The sequence below is a fragment of the Lutimaribacter marinistellae genome, assembly GCF_042648365.1.
GTDB lineage: Bacteria > Pseudomonadota > Alphaproteobacteria > Rhodobacterales > Rhodobacteraceae > Lutimaribacter_A > Lutimaribacter_A marinistellae.
Genome location: NZ_JBHRXI010000010.1, coordinates 528,272 through 545,246, shown reverse-complemented (window position 1 = coordinate 545,246; position 16,975 = coordinate 528,272). Strand labels below are relative to the sequence as shown.

Annotated in this window: 20 protein-coding genes; 8 read left to right on the top strand and 12 right to left on the bottom strand. The window is 61.2% G+C overall.

The genetic code is table 11. The annotated features are described in order from the left end of the window. Window positions 1-245 precede the first annotated feature (245 nt). The 4 genes from ihfB (at window position 246) to trpB (ending at window position 3,038) form a co-directional block, all read left to right on the top strand. Entirely contained in the window at window positions 246-530 is a 285-nt protein-coding gene (ihfB, locus tag ACFORG_RS11365; protein WP_386735571.1) for an integration host factor subunit beta, read from the top strand. Window positions 531-537: 7 nt separating this feature from the next. Further along, complete coding sequence (locus tag ACFORG_RS11360; RefSeq protein WP_386735821.1) at window positions 538-888, top strand: LapA family protein; 351 nt, start codon at window positions 538-540, stop codon at window positions 886-888. An 8-nt stretch (window positions 889-896) separates the two neighbouring features. Beyond that, complete coding sequence (locus ACFORG_RS11355) at window positions 897-1,547, top strand: phosphoribosylanthranilate isomerase (RefSeq protein WP_386735570.1); 651 nt, start codon at window positions 897-899, stop codon at window positions 1,545-1,547. Window positions 1,548-1,790: 243 nt separating this feature from the next. Continuing rightward, the gene (gene trpB / locus ACFORG_RS11350; RefSeq protein WP_386735569.1) at window positions 1,791-3,038 is read left to right on the top strand and encodes a tryptophan synthase subunit beta; all 1,248 of its coding nucleotides are present in this window, start codon (window positions 1,791-1,793) and stop codon (window positions 3,036-3,038) included. 3 nt (window positions 3,039-3,041) lie between these two features. On the opposite strand, the gene ACFORG_RS11345 is transcribed toward trpB, so the two are convergent. From ACFORG_RS11345 to pth, 4 genes are all read right to left on the bottom strand, one after another. Next, on the bottom strand, window positions 3,042-3,926 hold the full coding sequence (locus tag ACFORG_RS11345; RefSeq protein ID WP_386735568.1) for a mechanosensitive ion channel family protein: 885 nt from the start codon (window positions 3,924-3,926) through the stop codon (window positions 3,042-3,044). 66 nt (window positions 3,927-3,992) lie between these two features. Further along, window positions 3,993-4,361, bottom strand: a complete 369-nt coding sequence (locus ACFORG_RS11340) for a DUF2237 family protein (RefSeq protein WP_386735566.1) — start codon at window positions 4,359-4,361, stop codon at window positions 3,993-3,995. Window positions 4,362-4,372: 11 nt separating this feature from the next. Beyond that, window positions 4,373-5,536, bottom strand: coding sequence for a serine hydrolase domain-containing protein (locus tag ACFORG_RS11335; RefSeq protein ID WP_386735565.1), 1,164 nt, complete (start codon window positions 5,534-5,536; stop codon window positions 4,373-4,375). Between the two features lie 62 nt (window positions 5,537-5,598). Beyond that, window positions 5,599-6,279, bottom strand: a complete 681-nt coding sequence (gene pth / locus ACFORG_RS11330; RefSeq protein ID WP_386735564.1) for an aminoacyl-tRNA hydrolase — start codon at window positions 6,277-6,279, stop codon at window positions 5,599-5,601. 75 nt (window positions 6,280-6,354) lie between these two features. Here pth and ACFORG_RS11325 point away from each other — a divergent pair, with 75 nt between their 5' ends. Next, complete coding sequence (locus ACFORG_RS11325; protein WP_386735563.1) at window positions 6,355-6,663, top strand: antibiotic biosynthesis monooxygenase family protein; 309 nt, start codon at window positions 6,355-6,357, stop codon at window positions 6,661-6,663. A 55-nt stretch (window positions 6,664-6,718) separates the two neighbouring features. Here the strand turns inward: ACFORG_RS11325 and ACFORG_RS11320 are convergent, their stop codons facing one another. After that, window positions 6,719-7,375, bottom strand: a complete 657-nt coding sequence (locus tag ACFORG_RS11320; protein ID WP_386735562.1) for a 50S ribosomal protein L25/general stress protein Ctc — start codon at window positions 7,373-7,375, stop codon at window positions 6,719-6,721. 133 nt (window positions 7,376-7,508) lie between these two features. Further along, window positions 7,509-8,675, bottom strand: a complete 1,167-nt coding sequence (locus ACFORG_RS11315; protein WP_386735560.1) for an alpha-hydroxy acid oxidase — start codon at window positions 8,673-8,675, stop codon at window positions 7,509-7,511. A 112-nt stretch (window positions 8,676-8,787) separates the two neighbouring features. Between ACFORG_RS11315 and ACFORG_RS11310 the strand changes: the two genes are divergently transcribed. After that, window positions 8,788-9,231 carry a MaoC family dehydratase gene (locus ACFORG_RS11310; RefSeq protein ID WP_386735559.1) on the top strand — a complete coding sequence of 148 codons (444 nt, stop codon included), beginning with the start codon at window positions 8,788-8,790 and terminating at the stop codon, window positions 9,229-9,231. A gap of 3 nt (window positions 9,232-9,234) precedes the next feature. Here ACFORG_RS11310 and trpA read toward each other — a convergent pair whose 3' ends face one another. Beyond that, window positions 9,235-10,026: a tryptophan synthase subunit alpha gene (gene trpA / locus ACFORG_RS11305; protein ID WP_386735558.1), complete on the bottom strand. Its 792-nt coding sequence runs from the start codon at window positions 10,024-10,026 to the stop codon at window positions 9,235-9,237. A 78-nt stretch (window positions 10,027-10,104) separates the two neighbouring features. Further along, window positions 10,105-10,590 (bottom strand): acyloxyacyl hydrolase, encoded by a 486-nt coding sequence (locus tag ACFORG_RS11300; protein WP_386735557.1) that lies wholly within the window; start codon window positions 10,588-10,590, stop codon window positions 10,105-10,107. 203 nt (window positions 10,591-10,793) lie between these two features. Here ACFORG_RS11300 and ychF point away from each other — a divergent pair, with 203 nt between their 5' ends. Both ychF and ACFORG_RS11290 read left to right on the top strand, forming a co-directional pair. Then, window positions 10,794-11,891 (top strand): redox-regulated ATPase YchF, encoded by a 1,098-nt coding sequence (gene ychF, locus ACFORG_RS11295; RefSeq protein WP_386735555.1) that lies wholly within the window; start codon window positions 10,794-10,796, stop codon window positions 11,889-11,891. A gap of 121 nt (window positions 11,892-12,012) precedes the next feature. Continuing rightward, window positions 12,013-13,176 carry an amidohydrolase family protein gene (locus ACFORG_RS11290; protein ID WP_386735554.1) on the top strand — a complete coding sequence of 388 codons (1,164 nt, stop codon included), beginning with the start codon at window positions 12,013-12,015 and terminating at the stop codon, window positions 13,174-13,176. Here the strand turns inward: ACFORG_RS11290 and ACFORG_RS11285 are convergent. From ACFORG_RS11285 to ACFORG_RS11270, 4 genes are read right to left on the bottom strand one after another with little or no spacing between them, the layout of a single operon-like run. Beyond that, a complete protein-coding gene (locus ACFORG_RS11285; RefSeq protein WP_386735553.1) occupies window positions 13,173-13,598 on the bottom strand; it encodes a MarR family winged helix-turn-helix transcriptional regulator in 426 nt (141 codons plus the stop codon). The two genes, ACFORG_RS11290 and ACFORG_RS11285, sit on opposite strands and share 4 nt — an antisense overlap. A gap of 45 nt (window positions 13,599-13,643) precedes the next feature. Further along, window positions 13,644-14,345 (bottom strand): ABC transporter ATP-binding protein, encoded by a 702-nt coding sequence (locus ACFORG_RS11280; RefSeq protein WP_386735552.1) that lies wholly within the window; start codon window positions 14,343-14,345, stop codon window positions 13,644-13,646. Further along, complete coding sequence (locus tag ACFORG_RS11275; RefSeq protein ID WP_386735551.1) at window positions 14,338-15,111, bottom strand: ABC transporter ATP-binding protein; 774 nt, start codon at window positions 15,109-15,111, stop codon at window positions 14,338-14,340. Before ACFORG_RS11275 ends, ACFORG_RS11280 begins: the two co-directional genes overlap by 8 nt. Beyond that, window positions 15,108-16,952, bottom strand: a complete 1,845-nt coding sequence (locus ACFORG_RS11270) for an ABC transporter permease (RefSeq protein ID WP_386735550.1) — start codon at window positions 16,950-16,952, stop codon at window positions 15,108-15,110. Before ACFORG_RS11270 ends, ACFORG_RS11275 begins: the two co-directional genes overlap by 4 nt. Window positions 16,953-16,975: the final 23 nt, after the last annotated feature.

The window sequence follows — 16,975 nt, the reverse complement described above, 5'->3', positions numbered from 1 at the left end:
GGCCCCGCATGGAAACATGCGGGGCCGTTTGCATTGCGAATCAACCACTTCGAACAGGCCGTTTGTCACCGGACAAATCAGGCGAATCGATGCCGGGCGGTGCCCGATCCCCGACCCAAACCCGCCGGGTGGCCTGAAAAACACCTGCAAACCCCAATACTTGTCGTTTCCCCAAGCGTCGAATTTTCTTATACTCCGGCAAAAGGGATGCTCAGCCGCGCGACACCTTGGGGAGGGTACGGAACATGATCCGGTCGGAATTGATCCAGAAGATTGCCGAAGAAAACCCGCATCTGTACCAACGCGATGTGGAGCGGATTGTGAACACGGTCTTCGAAGAAGTGACCGACGCGATGGCGCGCGGCGACCGGGTCGAACTGCGCGGCTTCGGCGCCTTTTCGGTCAAGAAGCGTGACGCGCGGATCGGTCGCAATCCCCGAACCGGAGAAACAGTGCATGTCGAGGAAAAGCACGTGCCCTTCTTCAAGACCGGCAAGCTGCTCAGAGATCGTTTGAACGGAAAAGCCTGAATACATGATGCGCTACATTCGCTACGCCTTCCTCGGCACGCTCGGCATCGTCCTCGTGTCCGTGTCCCTCGCAAATCGCGACCTGGTGACCCTGAAACTCATGCCCGACGACCTGGCGCAGTTGATGGGGTTCAACCTCGACATCTCGCTGCCGCTGTTCCTCGTCGTGCTGGGCGGGATCGCGGTCGGCCTGATCGTGGGTTTCATCTGGGAGTGGATGCGCGAGTACAAGCACCGCAAACAGGCCGACGTGAAGCAGCGCGAGGTGCGCAAGCTTGAACGCGAGGTCAAGACGCTCAAGCGCAAGCAGAACGACGGCAAGGACGATGTCCTTGCCATTCTCGACGAAAGCGCCTGATCCCTCTCATGTCGCCAGATATCCGGGTCAAGATCTGCGGCCTGACCGCCGCCGATCAGGTCGAGGCTGCCGTCGCGGCGGGCGCGGCCTATGTGGGCTTTGTCTTCTTTCCGAAATCGCCCCGTAATGTCGACCCTGCGCAGGCCGCCACGCTTGCAGCGGATGTCGCGCCCGGCGTCGCCAAGGTCGGCCTCATGGTCAACCCGTCGGATGCCGACCTCGACCGCGTCCTGTCCGCCGTGCCGCTCGACATGGTGCAGCTGCACGGGGCCGAAACGCCCGCCCGCGTGGCAGAGGTCCGCGCCGCCACTGGCCTGCCGGTGATGAAGGCGATCGGCATCTACGATGCCGAGGATCTGGACAAGATCGACCTCTACTCGGACGTGGCCGACCAGTTGCTGATCGACGCCAAGCCGCCGAAGAATGCCGACCTGCCCGGCGGCAACGGCCTCGCCTTTGACTGGAGGTTGCTGGCGGGGCGCAAGTACTGGCGCAAGCCCTGGATGCTGGCCGGTGGTCTCACTCCCGATAACGTGGCCGAGGCTATCCGCATGACCGGCGCGCGCCAGCTTGATGTCTCCTCGGGCGTCGAAAGCGCGCCGGGCGTCAAGGACCCCGCCCGCGTCGCGGCCTTCATTCAGGCCGCGACGCTCGGTTGATCTGCGACAGCAGGTCCGGGTCCCATGCCGCCGTCGGTCAACGCTGACCCGGCGAAACCTCTCACCTGTTCCAGATCCGGGGGGTGCCGCCTTGTACAAAACGGTCAACGCCCCCGCCAAACGATGTACAAAACGGTCAAAATCGCCATGCGACCCTTGTACAGGGGGGTAGGGGCACGCTTGCGCTTGCCCTCCTGCCACACGCGCACTAGGACAAGTGCAACAGCGAAAGCGAGGGTTTTGATGGCCAACGATCTCTTCAACTCTTTCATGGCAGGCCCGGACGAGAACGGGCGGTTCGGCATTTTCGGTGGGCGTTTCGTCAGCGAAACCCTGATGCCGCTCATCCTGTCGCTCGAGGAAGAATACGAGAAAGCCAAGCAAGACCCTGATTTCTGGGCGGAAATGGACGATCTTTGGGCCAATTACGTCGGCCGTCCCAGCCCGCTCTACTTCGCCGAACGCCTGACCGAGCATCTGGGCGGTGCCAAGATCTACATGAAGCGCGACGAGCTGAACCACACCGGCGCGCACAAGATCAACAATGTCCTGGGCCAGATCCTGCTTGCCCGCCGCATGGGCAAGGAACGCATCATCGCCGAAACCGGCGCTGGCCAGCACGGTGTTGCAACCGCCACGGTCTGCGCAAAATTCGGTTTGAAATGCGTGGTCTACATGGGCGCGCACGATGTGCAACGGCAGGCCCCCAACGTGTTCCGCATGCGCCTTCTCGGGGCCGAAGTGATCCCGGTGACCTCCGGTCGTGGAACGCTCAAGGACGCGATGAACGACGCTCTGCGCGATTGGGTCACGAATGTGCGCGACACGTTCTACTGCATCGGCACGGTCGCCGGCCCGCACCCCTATCCGGCCATGGTCCGTGATTTCCAGTCGATCATCGGCAAGGAAACCAAGGACCAGATGATGAAGGCCGAAGGGCGTTTGCCCGACACGATCATCGCCGCAATCGGTGGCGGATCGAACGCGATGGGCCTGTTCTACCCCTTCCTCGATGACAAGGAGGTGGGCATCATCGGCGTCGAAGCGGGCGGCAAGGGCGTCAATGAAAAGATGGAGCATTGCGCCTCGCTGACCGGCGGACGACCGGGCGTGCTGCACGGGAATCGCACCTACCTGCTGCAGGACGATGACGGACAAATCCTTGAAGGATATTCGATTTCTGCCGGTCTCGACTATCCCGGCATCGGTCCGGAACACTCGTGGCTGCACGAGGTCGGCCGCGCCCAATACGTGTCGATCACCGACAAGGAAGCGCTGGAAGCGTTCCAGCTGTGCTGCGCGACAGAGGGGATCATTCCGGCGCTGGAGCCGTCGCATGCGCTGGCCCACGTGATGAAGATCGCGCCCGACCTGCCCAAGGATCACATCATCTGCATGAACATGTGTGGCCGAGGCGACAAGGACATCTTTACCGTCGCAAAGCACCTTGGCTTTGACATGTCCGACACCGAAGGGCGCGAGGCCGACTGATCCTCACGCCTCGCCCGATCCGGTCAACGGCAAGGGCTCCTTGAAGGTCAAGGTGCGATAGGGGAAGGGGATTTCGATCCCCGCCTCGTCCAACGCGCGCTTGATCGCTGCGACCGCCTCATCCCGCGACCTGTGTTCGGAGACCGGCGCGCTGTCGGTCCACCACCGTACGAGAAAGTCGATCGAGGAGGAGTTGAACTCCTTGGCGAACACCTGAACATCCGTCCCCTCCGAGATGGAAGGAAGGGCCGCGACAGCATCGCGGATCACTTCGCGCGAGTCATCGACATCCTCGCCATAGGCCACCCCCACCGTGATGGAAATGCGGCGCGTGTCGCGATCCGTAAGGATCCGCACGGGGTTCTTGAAGACGAAGGAATTGGGCACGAGCACCAGTTCGCCCGACCTTTTGCGCAGGAATGTGTCGCGAATTGTGATCTTCTCGACCTTGCCGGTCAGCTCGGCACATTCGATGTCGTCCCCGATCCGCATCGGCTTGCGCAGCAGGATCAGAAAACCTGCGAGGAAGTTCTCGAAGATGTCCTTGAACGCGAGTCCCACGGCAATCGATCCGATGCCCAGACCGGCCAGCAGTTTTGCTGGTGTGAGGTTTGGAAAGATGACCGTGACGGCGATCAGAATGCCAAGTGTCCAGACGAGGAGACGGGTCAGCGTCCCAACCGCGCTGACGAGGGAGGGACGCGAATGCGAACGGCGAAATCCGCTTTCTACCAACCGGGCACAGCCCCAGGCAATGAGACCCGTGAGCAGCAAAATGAAAACGGCCGCGATGATGTTGGGAAGAAGCTCGATGGAGGTACGGACCAGTGTTTCTATCTCTGAATAGATGATCCTGAGCGGGCTTACGTTCTCCAGTACTGGCTCCATCCGGGCGGCGCTCCTGCTGCAACTGCGGTGCAAAAGAAACGCGGCGTGCCGGTTCGGGTTCCGCCGTCAAAGAGCCGCGTCCTTGAGCACCTGCAGGGGGACGATCTCCAGCGCGCGGCGATGGGTCGAGGCAAGCGCGACCCGCGGTGCACAGCCTTCGTCATGCGCCTGTAGAAAGCGCCCCGCGCACAGGCACCATTTGTCGCCCGGTTTCAGCCCTGCGAAACGAAACTCAGGCCGGGGCGTGCTCAGGTCGTTGCCGACATACTTGGAATAGGCGAGGAATTCCTCGGTCATCACGGCACAGACGGTATGGCTGCCGGTGTCGGCATCGCAGGTGTTGCAATGCCCGTCGCGAAAGAACCCTGTCAGCGGCTCGGTCGAACAGGGTTCGAGCGGTTCACCCAGCACGTTGACGCTTTCATCCTTTTCCATGTCCTGCTCCGTCAGAGGCTGTCGGCTATGCGGCGGAACATCTCGATATTGGCCTCGTTCACGCCATCTGCGCGAAACGCACGGTCGGCGGCGGTGAGGACGATCACGATATCCCGCTCCTTGTCGATATAGAGGTACTGGCCGTAAACGCCACGTCCCAGAACCTCGCCGGGGCGGGCATCGACGGGAATCCACCACTGGTAGCCATAGCCGATCCGGCCCGGCTTCGTCGCCGCGCTTGGTGCTGTCGATTCCTCGAGCCAGTCTGCCGAAACGATCTGCGCGCCCTCGTAACTGCCCTCTTGCGCGACCATCTGGCCGAACCTCGCGTAGTCGCGGCTGCGGAAGTTGAGCCCACCCAGAACAAAGGCGGTGCCCGCGCCATCGGTCAGGTAGTACCCATCGGATTCAAGCCCCAAGGGGGCGATGACCTTTTCCGCGAGCAGGTCGGGGATGCTGCGCCCGGTTGCGCCGCGCAGGACCATTCCGATCACATGCGTGTCGATCGAAACGTATTGCCAGGTTTCGCCAGGGGCAGCAAAGCTGTCCTGGAAGCTGGCGGTGAAATCGTCCAGAGTCCCACCCAGAGCGACGACCCGGCCCATCCGGTTTATGTCGGAATCCGGATCGTGGTAGTCTTCGTCGAATGTTACCCCGCTCGACATCTGCAGGACATCACGGATGCTGGCCGTTTCATAGGCGCTTCCCTTGAGGTCGGGCGCGTATTTGACCACCGGATCGTCAAGGGATGCGATCTGTCCGTCTTCGACTAGGATGCCGAACAGGACCGACAGGTAGCTCTTGGCGATCGACCACGAGATCCTGAGGTCCTCGGGGGCGGTACCGAGCAGATACTTCTCGTACCGTATTTCACCATTGTCCAGAACGAGGATCGAGGTCACCGACCGCTCGCTCAGCCAGTTCCGGGCATCGGCGGGCAGGTCATATGGCGCCCCGTTCGGCAATTCGCTGACCGGACCGGAGCCGCGCGAGACCGGCACTGTCAGAAAGGCATCGCCCATCGCCGAGAAATTGCCGACGATCTTGTTCTCGGAGAAAAGCGAATTGACGGCCCACAGGCGCGCGATCTCCTCGCGTTTCCAAACTCCGACCACGATTGCGGCCGCGATCAGGGTCAGCAGAAGCCGCCCAAGCCATTTTCCGAATGTGCGCATCCTGCCCCTCCGCCAGTCTATTATGCAAACTGGCAAAGCGTGTGGCGTCGGGCAATGGAAACCTAGCGGAACTTGTCGACCAGCTTTTGCAGGGCCGAGCGGTCATCGGTTTTTTCCTCGGGTTCCGGTGCCGAGGGGGCAGGGGCGGGCTTCTCAGCCGATTTCGATGATCGGGGGGGCGCGACGCGCAGCGCGACCGCGTTCATGAACCGGCCTCCATCGCCTGCGGCCAGCGCCGGCGCACCGTCAGAAACGCCCCGCAAAACGTCATCGAGCCAATCCTGATCGGATTTCGGGAAGTCGTGCAGGACATAGCCCGAAACGAGTTCCTTGCGCCCCGGATGCCCGATACCCAGTCGCACCCGGTCATAGGCCGCACCGATATGATCGTGGATCGACCGCAGCCCGTTATGGCCTGCATGACCTCCACCGGCTTTCACACGCACCTTGCCGGGGGCGAGATCAAGTTCGTCATGGAACACGGTCACGTCTGTCGACTCGAGCTTGTAGAAACGCATCGCTTCGCCGACCGACTGGCCCGACCGGTTCATGAAGGTTCCGGGTTTGAGCAGCAGCACCTTCTCGCTATCCAGCCGACCCTCTGCCACCTCGCCCTGAAACTTGGCGCGCCACGGACCAAAGCCATGATCCCCGGCGATGCGGTCAAGCGCCATGAAGCCGATATTGTGCCGGTTTTGCGCATATTTCGCACCGGGGTTGCCCAAGCCCACGAAGAGTTGCATGTCGGTCCTCGAATGATCTGTCGGTGCGCCCTAGATGGCGTGAATGATGAGGGATATCCAGAGAAAGGACGCGAAATGTACCTAACCATGAACCGATTCAAGGTACGAAAGGCCCATGTCGACGCGTTCGAGCAGGTCTGGGCGCGGCGTGACAGCCACCTGAAGTCGGTACCCGGTTTCCTGTCCTTTCACCTGATGCGGGGGCCAGAGGCCGAGGATCATGTCCTTTATGCCTCGCATTCGACGTGGAAGGATCGCGAAGCCTTCGAGGCGTGGACCCGGTCCGAGGCGTTCCGTGCGGCCCACAAGGGGGCAGGCGATACGCGGTACCTGTATCTGGAGCCGCCGCAGCTCGAAATATTCGAGAGCGTCCTAGAGGAATGAAAAACGGGGCCCTGAAGGGCCCCGCTTGAACGATTTGGCGATGCGTGGGCGAGGATCAGTCCTCGTCGCCGCGCTCTGCCGCACCTTCGATGACTTCGACGTCTTCCGGATCTTTCTCCTCGTCGTCGTCCTGCGAGGCAAGGCCCGACGGCGCCTGGATGTTCGCGATCACGAAATCACGGTCGATCGTGGGCTTTGCGCCCTGGGGCAGGTCAACCATCGAGATGGTTGCAGTGTCGCCGATATTCATGCCGGACACGTCAACGACGATCTTTTCCGGGATATCGCCGGCAGTTACCAGCAATTCGACTTCGGGACGAACAACGGTCAGAACGCCGCCCTTCTTGATGCCGGGAGCGCTGTCTTCGCCGACGAACTCGACGGGAATGAACAGGTTGATCTTGGTGGTGCGGCGCAGGCGCATCAGGTCGAGGTGAACCGGAAGGTCCTTGACCACGTCGCGCTGAACGTCACGGCAGATCACGCGCACGTCGTCATGCCCGTCAACCTTGAGGTTGAACAAGGTCGACTTGAAGCGGCCGTCCTTCAGGCGCTTCAGAAGCCCGTTGAATTCAATCGCGATCGGAAGCGGGTCTTGCTCGCCACCGTAAACAACACCCGGAACCATGCCATCGCGGCGTGCCTGACGAGCGGCGCCCTTGCCTGTCCCCGTCCGTTCCTGGGCGATAAGATCAGGAATCTCACCTGCCATCGTGTATCTCCATTGCTAGGGCGGGGTCCCTCCAAGGCTGTCACCCCGCGTGAAGCCGCGCCTATACGACGAATCGGACCTGTTGCAAAGCGCTTTCCGCGCGGCTTTGGGCAAGTTTTGCCGCAGCGTAAGTTCAGTTCTGCCAGCGTCCGCCGAAATCCTCGGGCACCAGCAGGTTGTGACGGCCAAGGTCGCCAACGTTGCGTTCACCGCAGAGAGCCATGGTGATGTCGAGCTCGCGGTGGATAACCTCGAGCGCTTTCGTCACACCCGCCTGACCCATCGCACCGAGACCATAGACAAACGCCCGTCCGATGAACGTGCCTTTGGCCCCCAGCGCAAGCGCCTTGAGAACGTCCTGGCCAGAGCGGATGCCGCTGTCGAGATGGACCTCGATGTCGCCCCCAACCGCGTCCATGATCGCTGGCAGCATCCGGATGGAACTGAGTGCACCGTCGAGCTGGCGGCCTCCGTGGTTCGAAACCACGATCGCGTCGGCACCCAGCTTGGCGGCCATCTTGGCATCCTCGGGGTCGAGAATGCCTTTTAGGATGACCTTGCCGCCCCACTGATCCATCAGTTTTTCGACCTTGCCCCAGTCAAGGCTTGGGTCGAACTGCTCGGCCGTCCATGCACCAAGGCTCGAGGCATCCGAGATCCCCTCGACATGGCCCACGATATTGCCGAATTCGCGTCGTTTTGCGCTCAGCATCTCAAGACCCCACGCCCATTTCGTGGCGAGGTTCGCGATTGTTTTGGGCGTCAGTTTTGGTGGGGCCGAGAGCCCGTTCTTCAGATCCTTATGCCGTTGGCCAAGGATTTGCAGGTCGAGCGTGATGACCAGTGCCGAACACTTCGCCGCCTTGGCGCGTTCGATCAGGCGGCGAACGTAATCCTCGTCCTTCATCGTGTAGAGCTGGAACCAGAACGGTTTGCTTGTCGCTCCGGCCACGTCCTCGATCGAGTTGATGGACATGGTCGAAAGGGTAAAGGGCACGCCAAAGGCCTCGGCGGCCTTTGCGGCCTTCATCTCGCCATCCGCATGTTGCATTCCGGTCAGGCCCACCGGGGCCAGGGCCACAGGCATCGCGACGTCCTGCCCGATCATCTGGCCTGCGGTCGAGCGGCCCGACATGTCCACGGCAACCTTCTGCCGCAGGCGAATCAGGTCGAAATCGCTGCTGTTTTCGCGAAATGTCTGCTCGGTCCAGCTGCCGCTTTCGCAGTAATCGTAGAACATGCGGGGCACGCGACGTTCGTAGATGCGTTTCAGATCTTCGATTTCCGTAATGACCGCCATGAGATCGCATCCTTAAATTGGTTATGTTTCTTTACCAATCATTGCCGGGCTTGGCAATCCGCGCCATCAGCGACACTCTGCCCTGCGTTGAAATCGAACAGGAGTTGGCACGGTGGCACTGTATTGGGAGGATTTTCCGGTCGGGTTCCGACATGAAACGGATGCGTGGGACATGACAGAGGACGAGATCATCGCCTTTGCCCGGCAATGGGACCCACAACCGTTCCATATCGACGCCGAAGCCGCCCGAGACAGCATATACGGCGGTCTGATCGCCAGCGGTTGGCACACGCTCATTTCGGCATTTCACCAATGGTACCAGAGCGGTCTATGGGCCGAAGCATCGATGGGGTCGCCCGGGATGCGCGACGTGAAGTGGGTGAAGCCCGTTCGCCCCGGCGACCGGTTGCGCTGTGTCGCGACGGTTGTAGAGGCCGCGCCGTCGCGGTCCCGGCCGGATCGGGGTCACATCGTGGTGCGCAGCGAGATCTTCAACCAGAACGACGAACAGGTCGCGGAGTATTCCGGCATCAACATCCTTCGGCGCAGACCCTGATCGTCAGGCGCTGTGTGCCCCGTCGGCCAGCAACTTGACGAAGGCCAACACCTCTTGCGCCGGTTTTCCTGCACCGATCTGGCTTACGATGGCCGATCCGACAACGGCACCGTCGGCCACCGAGGCGATGGCCTTCGACTTTTCTGGGGTGTTGATGCCAAAACCCACGATGATCGGCAGGTCGGTTTGCGCCTTGATCCGGGTCACTTCCGGCGCCACATCCGCGGCATCGGCCTCGGCCGCACCGGTGATCCCGGTGATCGAGACGTAATAGACGAAACCCGATGTGTTCTGCAGAACACGCGGCAAACGCTTGTCATCGGTCGTGGGCGTGGCGAGGCGAATGAAGTTCAAACCTGCCTTTTGGGCAGGGATACACAGTTCGTCATCCTCCTCGGGTGGCAGGTCGACCACGATCAGCCCGTCGATCCCGGCCGCCTTTGCCTGGTCCAGAAAGGTATCGACCCCGCGGCTGTAGATCGGGTTGTAATACCCCATCAGCACAATGGGGGTCGTGTCGTCGCCGTCGCGAAAGCGGCGGGCAAGTTCCAGGGTCCGGTCCAGCGTCATGCCGGCCTCTAGCGCGCGCTGACCGGCCAACTGGATCGTCGGACCGTCGGCCATCGGGTCGGTGAAGGGAAGCCCCAGTTCGATAATGTCGACACCGGCACCCGGCAACCCCTTGACCACTTCCAGCGAAGTGTCGAAATCGGGATCGCCGGCCATGACATAAGCCACGAACGCCTTCTTGTTGTCAGATTTCAGCGCGGCGAATTTTGCGTCGATACGGGTCATCGGGCTTCCTTGCGTTAAGGGTCAGCCCGATGTGCAGAATGTCGGGGGGAAAATCAATGCCATGCCCGACACCGACGTTCAAAATGCCACATGATAGCGCATCAAGACGGTATCGAGACCGGGATTGTAATCCGTCGTGCTGGCGTTCGACTTGTGCGTAATGGCCAGCGACAGCTTGTTCCCCGAGTCCATTTTGTAGCCGACCGCCAAAAGGCTGCGGATCTGGAAACGGCTGCCCAGCGTGTTGTCCGAGATGCTTTCCCAGAAAGATCCGGGCATCACGCTTGCTTCGACGAACCATCTTTCATTGATGTCGTAGGTGCCGACGACACCGATACCGGCATGTAGGTCGCCGTCCATGTTGCCGGAAAGGGCGGCCCCAAATGCGAGGTCGAGCCGCGGACGGTCATAGAATGGCGAATGGTGGTATTCGAGCGTGAATGCCGCGTCGTCGATTGCGAAGTTTCCGTTGTGCCGCGTGTAACCGGCGCCAACCACGATCTCCTGGGCCGAAGCTTGCACGGAAAGCACTGTCAGGGCCAGGGGGAGAATCAGCTTTTTCATTCAGTTTCCAATTACTTCAAATTGTTTGGTCCTCCCGAGCGCCGTAGACATCATCGTTCGCACGGGACGTTTCAAGTGCCTTGATCAACAACACCTGTTCGCAAACGCGCGAGGTCGGGAAAGGTTCGACCTTGCTTGCCATTAACGTCTGCGCTGCATAGAAGCGGCGCGCAGGCGCAGATCGGTACAGACAGGAGTGCGACATGGGCTTCAAAATGGGAATCGTGGGGTTGCCAAATGTCGGCAAATCGACCCTGTTCAACGCGCTGACCCGTACGGCGGCGGCACAGGCTGCAAACTTTCCCTTCTGCACGATCGAACCCAATGTGGGTGAGGTTGCCGTTCCGGATGCGCGCCTCGACAAGCTGGCCGCCATAGCCAAGTCGCGCCAGGTGATCCCGACCCGCATGACATTCGTGGATATCGCCGGGTTGGTGAAAGGCGCGTCCAAGGGCGAAGGGCTGGGCAACCAGTTCCTTGCCAACATCCGTGAGGTTGACGCCATCGCCCATGTGCTGCGCTGTTTCGAAGACGGGGATGTGACCCATGTCGAGGGCCGTGTCGATCCGGTGGCCGATGCCGATACCATCGAAACGGAGCTGATGCTGGCTGATCTTGAGAGCATCGAGAAGCGCCGCGCGAACCTTGTTCGCAAGCTCAAGGGCAACGACAAGGAAGCGCAGCAGCAGGACAGGTTGCTTGCCGCCGCGCAGGAGATGCTCGAACAGGGTAAGCCCGCGCGTCTGGTCTCCGTGGACGCCGAGGATGCGAAGGCTTGGAAGACCCTGCAACTTCTCACGACCAAGCCCGTTCTTTATGTCTGCAACGTCGCCGAGGACGAGGCTGCCGAAGGCAATGAACACTCCGCACGCGTTGCCGAGATGGCCGCTGCGCAGGGCAACGGTCACGTCATCATCAGCGCCCGGATCGAAGAAGAGATCAGCCAACTCGACGACGAAGAAGCCGCGATGTTTCTCGAAGAGATGGGATTGGAGGAGCCGGGTCTCGACCGGTTGATCCGCGCCGGATACGACCTGCTGCATCTTGAGACTTACTTTACCGTGGGTCCGAAAGAGGCGCGCGCCTGGACGATCCGGCAGGGAACCGCGGCGCCGCAGGCGGCAGGCGTGATTCATGGCGATTTCGAAAAGGGCTTCATCCGGGCAGAGACCATCGCTTATGACGATTACATAGCCTGTGATGGAGAGCAGGGCGCCAAGGAAGCCGGCAAGATGCGCGCCGAAGGCAAGGGCTATGTCGTCAAGGATGGCGACGTGATGCATTTCCTGTTCAATACCTGAGGATTGACTGCCCGTTCGCGGGTTATCCTCGCGATGACACCAGCACATTCGGACAAGCATGCTTGACCGGTGATGCAAACCCGTTAGCCTGCCAACAAAGGGCGGAATGCGGGAGTGTATCATGACCAAGCTGGTGATCCGGAATATCGGTCTCATACTTTCGGGCAAGATGGAGCAGCCCATCTTTGACGGGGATTGTGTGGTCGCCATCGACGGTCGGATCTCGGACTGGGGGTACGAAAGCGATCTCGACACCGAGGATGCCGATACGCTCATCGACGCCAATGGCGTAACGCTTGCCCCGGGTTTGATCGACAGCCACGTGCATCCGGTCGTGGGTGATTACACCCCCCGGCAACAGCAGCTTCACTGGATCGATTCGACCCTGCATGGCGGCGTCACGACGATGATCTCGGCCGGCGAAGTGCACATGCCGGGCAGGCCAAAGGATATCGTCGGCCTGAAGGCAATGGCGATCGCGTCGCAGCGCTGGTACGAGAATTTCCGCCCCTCGGGGGTCAAGGTCCATGCCGGTGCGCCAGTCATCGAACACGGGATGGTCGAGCAGGATTTCAAGGAAATGGCCGATGCCGGCGTCAAGCTGCTGGGCGAGGTGGGGCTTGGCACCGTCAAGGACGGCAAGACTGCAAAACAGATGGTCGACTGGGCGCGGAAATACGGCATCCAGTCCACGATCCACACAGGCGGTCCGTCCATCCCAGGTTCCGGCCTGATCGATGCGGACATGGTGCTGGAAACCGGCACGGACGTGATTGGCCACATCAATGGCGGGCATTCGGCGCTTCCCGACGATCAGATCACCTGCCTGTGCGAAAGCTGTCAGGCCGGGCTGGAGATCGTCCACAATGGCAACGAACGCGCCGCGCTGCTGACGTTGAACACGGCACGCGAACTAAACCAGATGGAGCGGATCATCCTGGGCACCGACGGCCCCGCGGGATCGGGTGTGCAGCCCCTCGGGATCCTGCGAATGGTGGCAATGCTGTCCGCATTGGGCAACGTGCCGGCCGAGGTCGCGTTCTGTTTCGCCAATGGCAATACGGCGCGCCAGCGAGAGCTGGACGCAGGCCTGTTGGAGCGCGGATACGCGGCGGATTTCGTGCTGATGGACCAGGCGCAGCACGCGCCGGGGTCCACGATCCTCGAGTCCGTACAATTGGGCAACCTGCCCGGTGTGGGCATGACGATCATCGACGGCGTCGTACGCTCGGAACGCAGCCGCAACACACCGCCCGCGACGCGGCTGCCGCAGGTCGTGTCCTAGGTGATCTTGCGCAGGATCGCCACCAACGCGGTCCGTTCCTCGGGGGTGAGCGGGGCAAGGGTTGCTTCGGTGATCTCGTGGCCTCTGTCGTACATACGCTCAAGCAGCGCCTGACCGCTGGCGGACAGCGAAATCAGCGTGCGGCGCTTGTCGTTCGGGTCGGGTTCGGTCACGGTCAGTCCCTTGGCGCGAAGCCGGTCGACAACGCCCTTGATCGTTGCCACGTCCATGGCCGCCAGACGGCCCAGATGATTTTGTGAGCATTTTCCTTGTTCGGCTATGCGAACCAGAGCTGCAAACTGCATGGCGGTCAGCCCTTCGAGCGTCAGGGACTGAAAAATCGCCGCATGGCGCTGCGTGGCCAGCCGCATGAGATAGCCGACCTGACCGTCGAGGACATATGGGCTGTCATGCTCTGCCATGGGCATTCTCCTTGAACGTCAATGACAGGGCTAGGCGAAATTGGGTCAAACTGCCAGATAACTGTTCGAAATCTCGGGTTGTGCGTCCAGATCGGCAAATGTTCCATCCCAGCGCATTTCACCTTTTTCGATGATGTATGCCCTGTCCGAGACCAGCCGGGCGAAGTGAAGGTTCTGTTCCGACAACAGCACCGACAACCCCTCGGCCTTGAGTTCGGCGATAACCCGCGCCATCTGTTCCACGATGACCGGTGCAATGCCTTCGGATGGCTCGTCAAGCAGCACCAGCTTGGGATTGCCCATCAGGGTGCGTGCGATCGTCAGCATCTGCTGCTCACCGCCCGACAATTGTTTGCCCAGGTTGCGTCGCCGCTCTGCAAGGTTCGGGAAAAGCTCGAACAGATGGTCCAGCGACCATTCGGGGGCGTCCTCACGCGCGCCTCGGCGACCGACTTCGAGATTCTCCTCGACGGTGAGATCGCCAAAGATGCGGCGTTCCTCCGGGACGTAACCTATACCGGTCCGGCAGATCTGGTGGGACGGTTTTCCCCGGATCTGCTGGCCGTCATAGCGAATGTTTCCGTCGGTCTGGCGGACAAGTCCCATAACCGATTTCATCGTGGTCGACTTTCCCGCGCCGTTGCGCCCAAGAAGGGCGACGACCTCGTTCTCGCCGACATCCAGCGACACGCCATTCAGGATCTGTGCGCGCCCATAGCGGGCGTGCAGTGCATCGACCTCAAGCATGGCTTGCCTCTTCGGTAAAGACGGTTCCACCGCCCAGATAGACCTCTTGCACGGTCGGATTTGCGCGGATCTCGGCACCGGTTCCTTCGGCGATCAACGCGCCCCGGTTCAGGACAAGGATACGATGAGCATGGGCAAAGACGACATCCATGTCGTGTTCAGTAAACACCACGCTGACGCCCTCGCGTTCGACAATGCCCGCAGTCAGCGCCATCAGCGCGATGCGTTCGGACGGGGCCATCCCGGCGGTCGGCTCATCCATCAGCAGGAGGGCGGGTTTATGGGCAAGCGCAATGGCCAGTTCCAGCCGCTTGAGGTCACCATAAGCAAGCTCGGAACAGGGCCGCGTGGCTTGGTCGCGCATCGATACAAGATCGAGCAGGGCATCTGCCTCGTCCACGTATAGACGGGTGGCGCGCGAAAAGATGTCGTAGATGCGCCGGTGATGAGAGATCAGCGCCATCTGAACATTCTCGCGGACGGTCATGGACAGGAACGTTTCGGTGATCTGAAAGGTGCGACCGACCCCCAGCCGCCAGATCCGTCGCGGCGGTGTTCCGATCAGTTCCTTGCCGCGCAAGGCGACCGAGCCCCTGTCGGGCCGCAGGTACCCGTTCAGCATGTTGAAACAGGTCGTCTTGCCCGCGCCATTGGGCCCGATCAGCGCAAGAAACTCGCCCTTGTTGACCGCAAAGCTGACATCGTCGACCGCTTGCACACCTCCGAAGCTTTTGCAAAGCCCGTTCACCTCGAGAACAACGTTCATGCACGACCTCCCCGGATCGCGCGGGCCAGCCGATTGACGCCGCCCGCGATCCCGTCTGGCGCCAGCAGGACGACCACAAGGATGATGGCGCCGAAGATAAAGCGCCAATAGTCGAGCCGTGTCACCCAATCCTCGATCATCACGAACGCGACGGCACCGTAGATCGGTCCCGCCAATGCGTGGATGCCGCCCAAAAGCACCATGATCAGCCCATCGATGGACAAGGCGATGCCCAGCGTGTCGGGAAAGACCGACCCCTTGGAAAAGGCGAAAACGACGCCGGCAAGGCCCGCAAGCGTGCCCGCGAGAGTGAATCCCATCCATTGATGAAACCGGGTGTCGACCCCGATCGACTCGGCCCTGATGCGGCTGTCGCGCACGCCGCGCAGGATGTAGCCGAAGGGCGAATGCGCCGCCCGCCGCAACAGCCAGATGCCACCAATGCACAGCACGAAGGCTATGTAGAAATAGACCCGGTCGTCGCTGGCCCATTTCGCTGGCCAGACGCCAAGAATGCCGTCATCACCGCCTGTAAAGTCCTGCCATTGGAAAGTGACGCCCCACAGGATCTGTGCGGCTGCCAGCGTCAGCATGGCGAGGTAAACCCCGGAGAGCCGCACGCAGAACCAACCGAAGAACAAGGCAGCCGCCGCCGCGCAAATCGGAGCGAAGAGCATTGACGGCAGCATGGGAAACCCGAAATAGGTCACCGCCATGGCTGCCGCATAGGCACCGACGCCGAAATAGGCAGCATGTCCGAAACTGACCATGCCACCGACGCCCATCATGAAATGCAGCGACACGGCAAAGAGAGTTGCCACCATGACGTCGACCAGCAGGATCGTGGTAAACTCCGCCACGGCCAACGGGCTGAGCGCCAGGACGACGACGCCGGCCAAAAGCACCATCATCCCCTTTTGCCCCAAAAGCGCCAAGGGTTGTTCGGGCTCCTCGGGTGCGCCGTGCTCGCTGCCCGGTTTGCCGAACAACCCGTAAGGTCGGACGATCAGCACAACGGCCATCACGACGAAGGGCAAAACGATCGAAATCTGGGGAAAGATGAGAATCGCAAAGGCGTTGAGAACCGAGATGAGCACCGCGGCAACGAAGGCGCCCGTCACGCTGCCCATGCCGCCGATGACGACGACGACGAATGCCTCGCCGATGATCGACAGGTCCATTTGCAGCGAAACCGCCTCACGCGGGATCTGCAAGGCCCCGCCGAGACCCGCCAGAAAGGCGCCGAGGATGAATGTCGCGGAAAACAGCCACGCCTGGTTCACGCCAAGCGCGCCGACCATCTCGCGGTCCTGCGTGGCCGCGCGGACCAGCACGCCCCAGCGCGTCCGGTGAAACAACAGCCAGATGGCCAGCAACACGGCAGGGCCAATAGCGATCAAGGCCAAGTCGTATTCCGGGATGGGCTCGCCCATGATACGCACTGCGCGGTCCAGCCCCGGCGCTCGTGGACCCAGCAAATCTTCGGCACCCCAGATGGCCAGCGTCAGATCCTGGAAGATCAGCACGACACCGAAGGTCGCGACAAGTTGGAACAGTTCGGGTGCCTGGTAGATTCGGCGCAGGATGGTCAACTCGATCACGAGGCCGATAAGCCCGACCGCAGCGGCCGCAAGGATCACGCCCCCCCAGTAGCCGAGTATCGACCCCGACCACATCGTGACCAGCGTATAGGCGATGTATGCGCCCACCATGTAGAACGAGCCATGGGCAAAGTTCACGATCCGGGTCACACCGAAGATGATCGACAGCCCGCTCGCGATCAGAAAGAGCGAGGAGGCATTGGCCAACCCCGTCAGCAATTGCGCCAGATAAAAGCCCATCAGGCCACCGTCCCTGTCTGGTT

Coding starts and splice junctions, on each gene's coding strand:
- ihfB (WP_386735571.1), top strand. CDS start 246: ATGATCCGGTCGGAATTGATCCAGAAGATTGCCGAAGAAAACCCGCAT.
- ACFORG_RS11360 (WP_386735821.1), top strand. CDS start 538: ATGCGCTACATTCGCTACGCCTTCCTCGGCACGCTCGGCATCGTCCTC.
- ACFORG_RS11355 (WP_386735570.1), top strand. CDS start 897: ATGTCGCCAGATATCCGGGTCAAGATCTGCGGCCTGACCGCCGCCGAT.
- trpB (WP_386735569.1), top strand. CDS start 1,791: ATGGCCAACGATCTCTTCAACTCTTTCATGGCAGGCCCGGACGAGAAC.
- ACFORG_RS11345 (WP_386735568.1), bottom strand. CDS start 3,926: ATGGAGCCAGTACTGGAGAACGTAAGCCCGCTCAGGATCATCTATTCA.
- ACFORG_RS11340 (WP_386735566.1), bottom strand. CDS start 4,361: ATGGAAAAGGATGAAAGCGTCAACGTGCTGGGTGAACCGCTCGAACCC.
- ACFORG_RS11335 (WP_386735565.1), bottom strand. CDS start 5,536: ATGCGCACATTCGGAAAATGGCTTGGGCGGCTTCTGCTGACCCTGATC.
- pth (WP_386735564.1), bottom strand. CDS start 6,279: ATGCAACTCTTCGTGGGCTTGGGCAACCCCGGTGCGAAATATGCGCAA.
- ACFORG_RS11325 (WP_386735563.1), top strand. CDS start 6,355: ATGTACCTAACCATGAACCGATTCAAGGTACGAAAGGCCCATGTCGAC.
- ACFORG_RS11320 (WP_386735562.1), bottom strand. CDS start 7,375: ATGGCAGGTGAGATTCCTGATCTTATCGCCCAGGAACGGACGGGGACA.
- ACFORG_RS11315 (WP_386735560.1), bottom strand. CDS start 8,675: ATGGCGGTCATTACGGAAATCGAAGATCTGAAACGCATCTACGAACGT.
- trpA (WP_386735558.1), bottom strand. CDS start 10,026: ATGACCCGTATCGACGCAAAATTCGCCGCGCTGAAATCTGACAACAAG.
- ACFORG_RS11300 (WP_386735557.1), bottom strand. CDS start 10,590: ATGAAAAAGCTGATTCTCCCCCTGGCCCTGACAGTGCTTTCCGTGCAA.
- ychF (WP_386735555.1), top strand. CDS start 10,794: ATGGGCTTCAAAATGGGAATCGTGGGGTTGCCAAATGTCGGCAAATCG.
- ACFORG_RS11290 (WP_386735554.1), top strand. CDS start 12,013: ATGACCAAGCTGGTGATCCGGAATATCGGTCTCATACTTTCGGGCAAG.
- ACFORG_RS11285 (WP_386735553.1), bottom strand. CDS start 13,598: ATGGCAGAGCATGACAGCCCATATGTCCTCGACGGTCAGGTCGGCTAT.
- ACFORG_RS11280 (WP_386735552.1), bottom strand. CDS start 14,345: ATGCTTGAGGTCGATGCACTGCACGCCCGCTATGGGCGCGCACAGATC.
- ACFORG_RS11275 (WP_386735551.1), bottom strand. CDS start 15,111: ATGAACGTTGTTCTCGAGGTGAACGGGCTTTGCAAAAGCTTCGGAGGT.
- ACFORG_RS11270 (WP_386735550.1), bottom strand. CDS start 16,952: ATGGGCTTTTATCTGGCGCAATTGCTGACGGGGTTGGCCAATGCCTCC.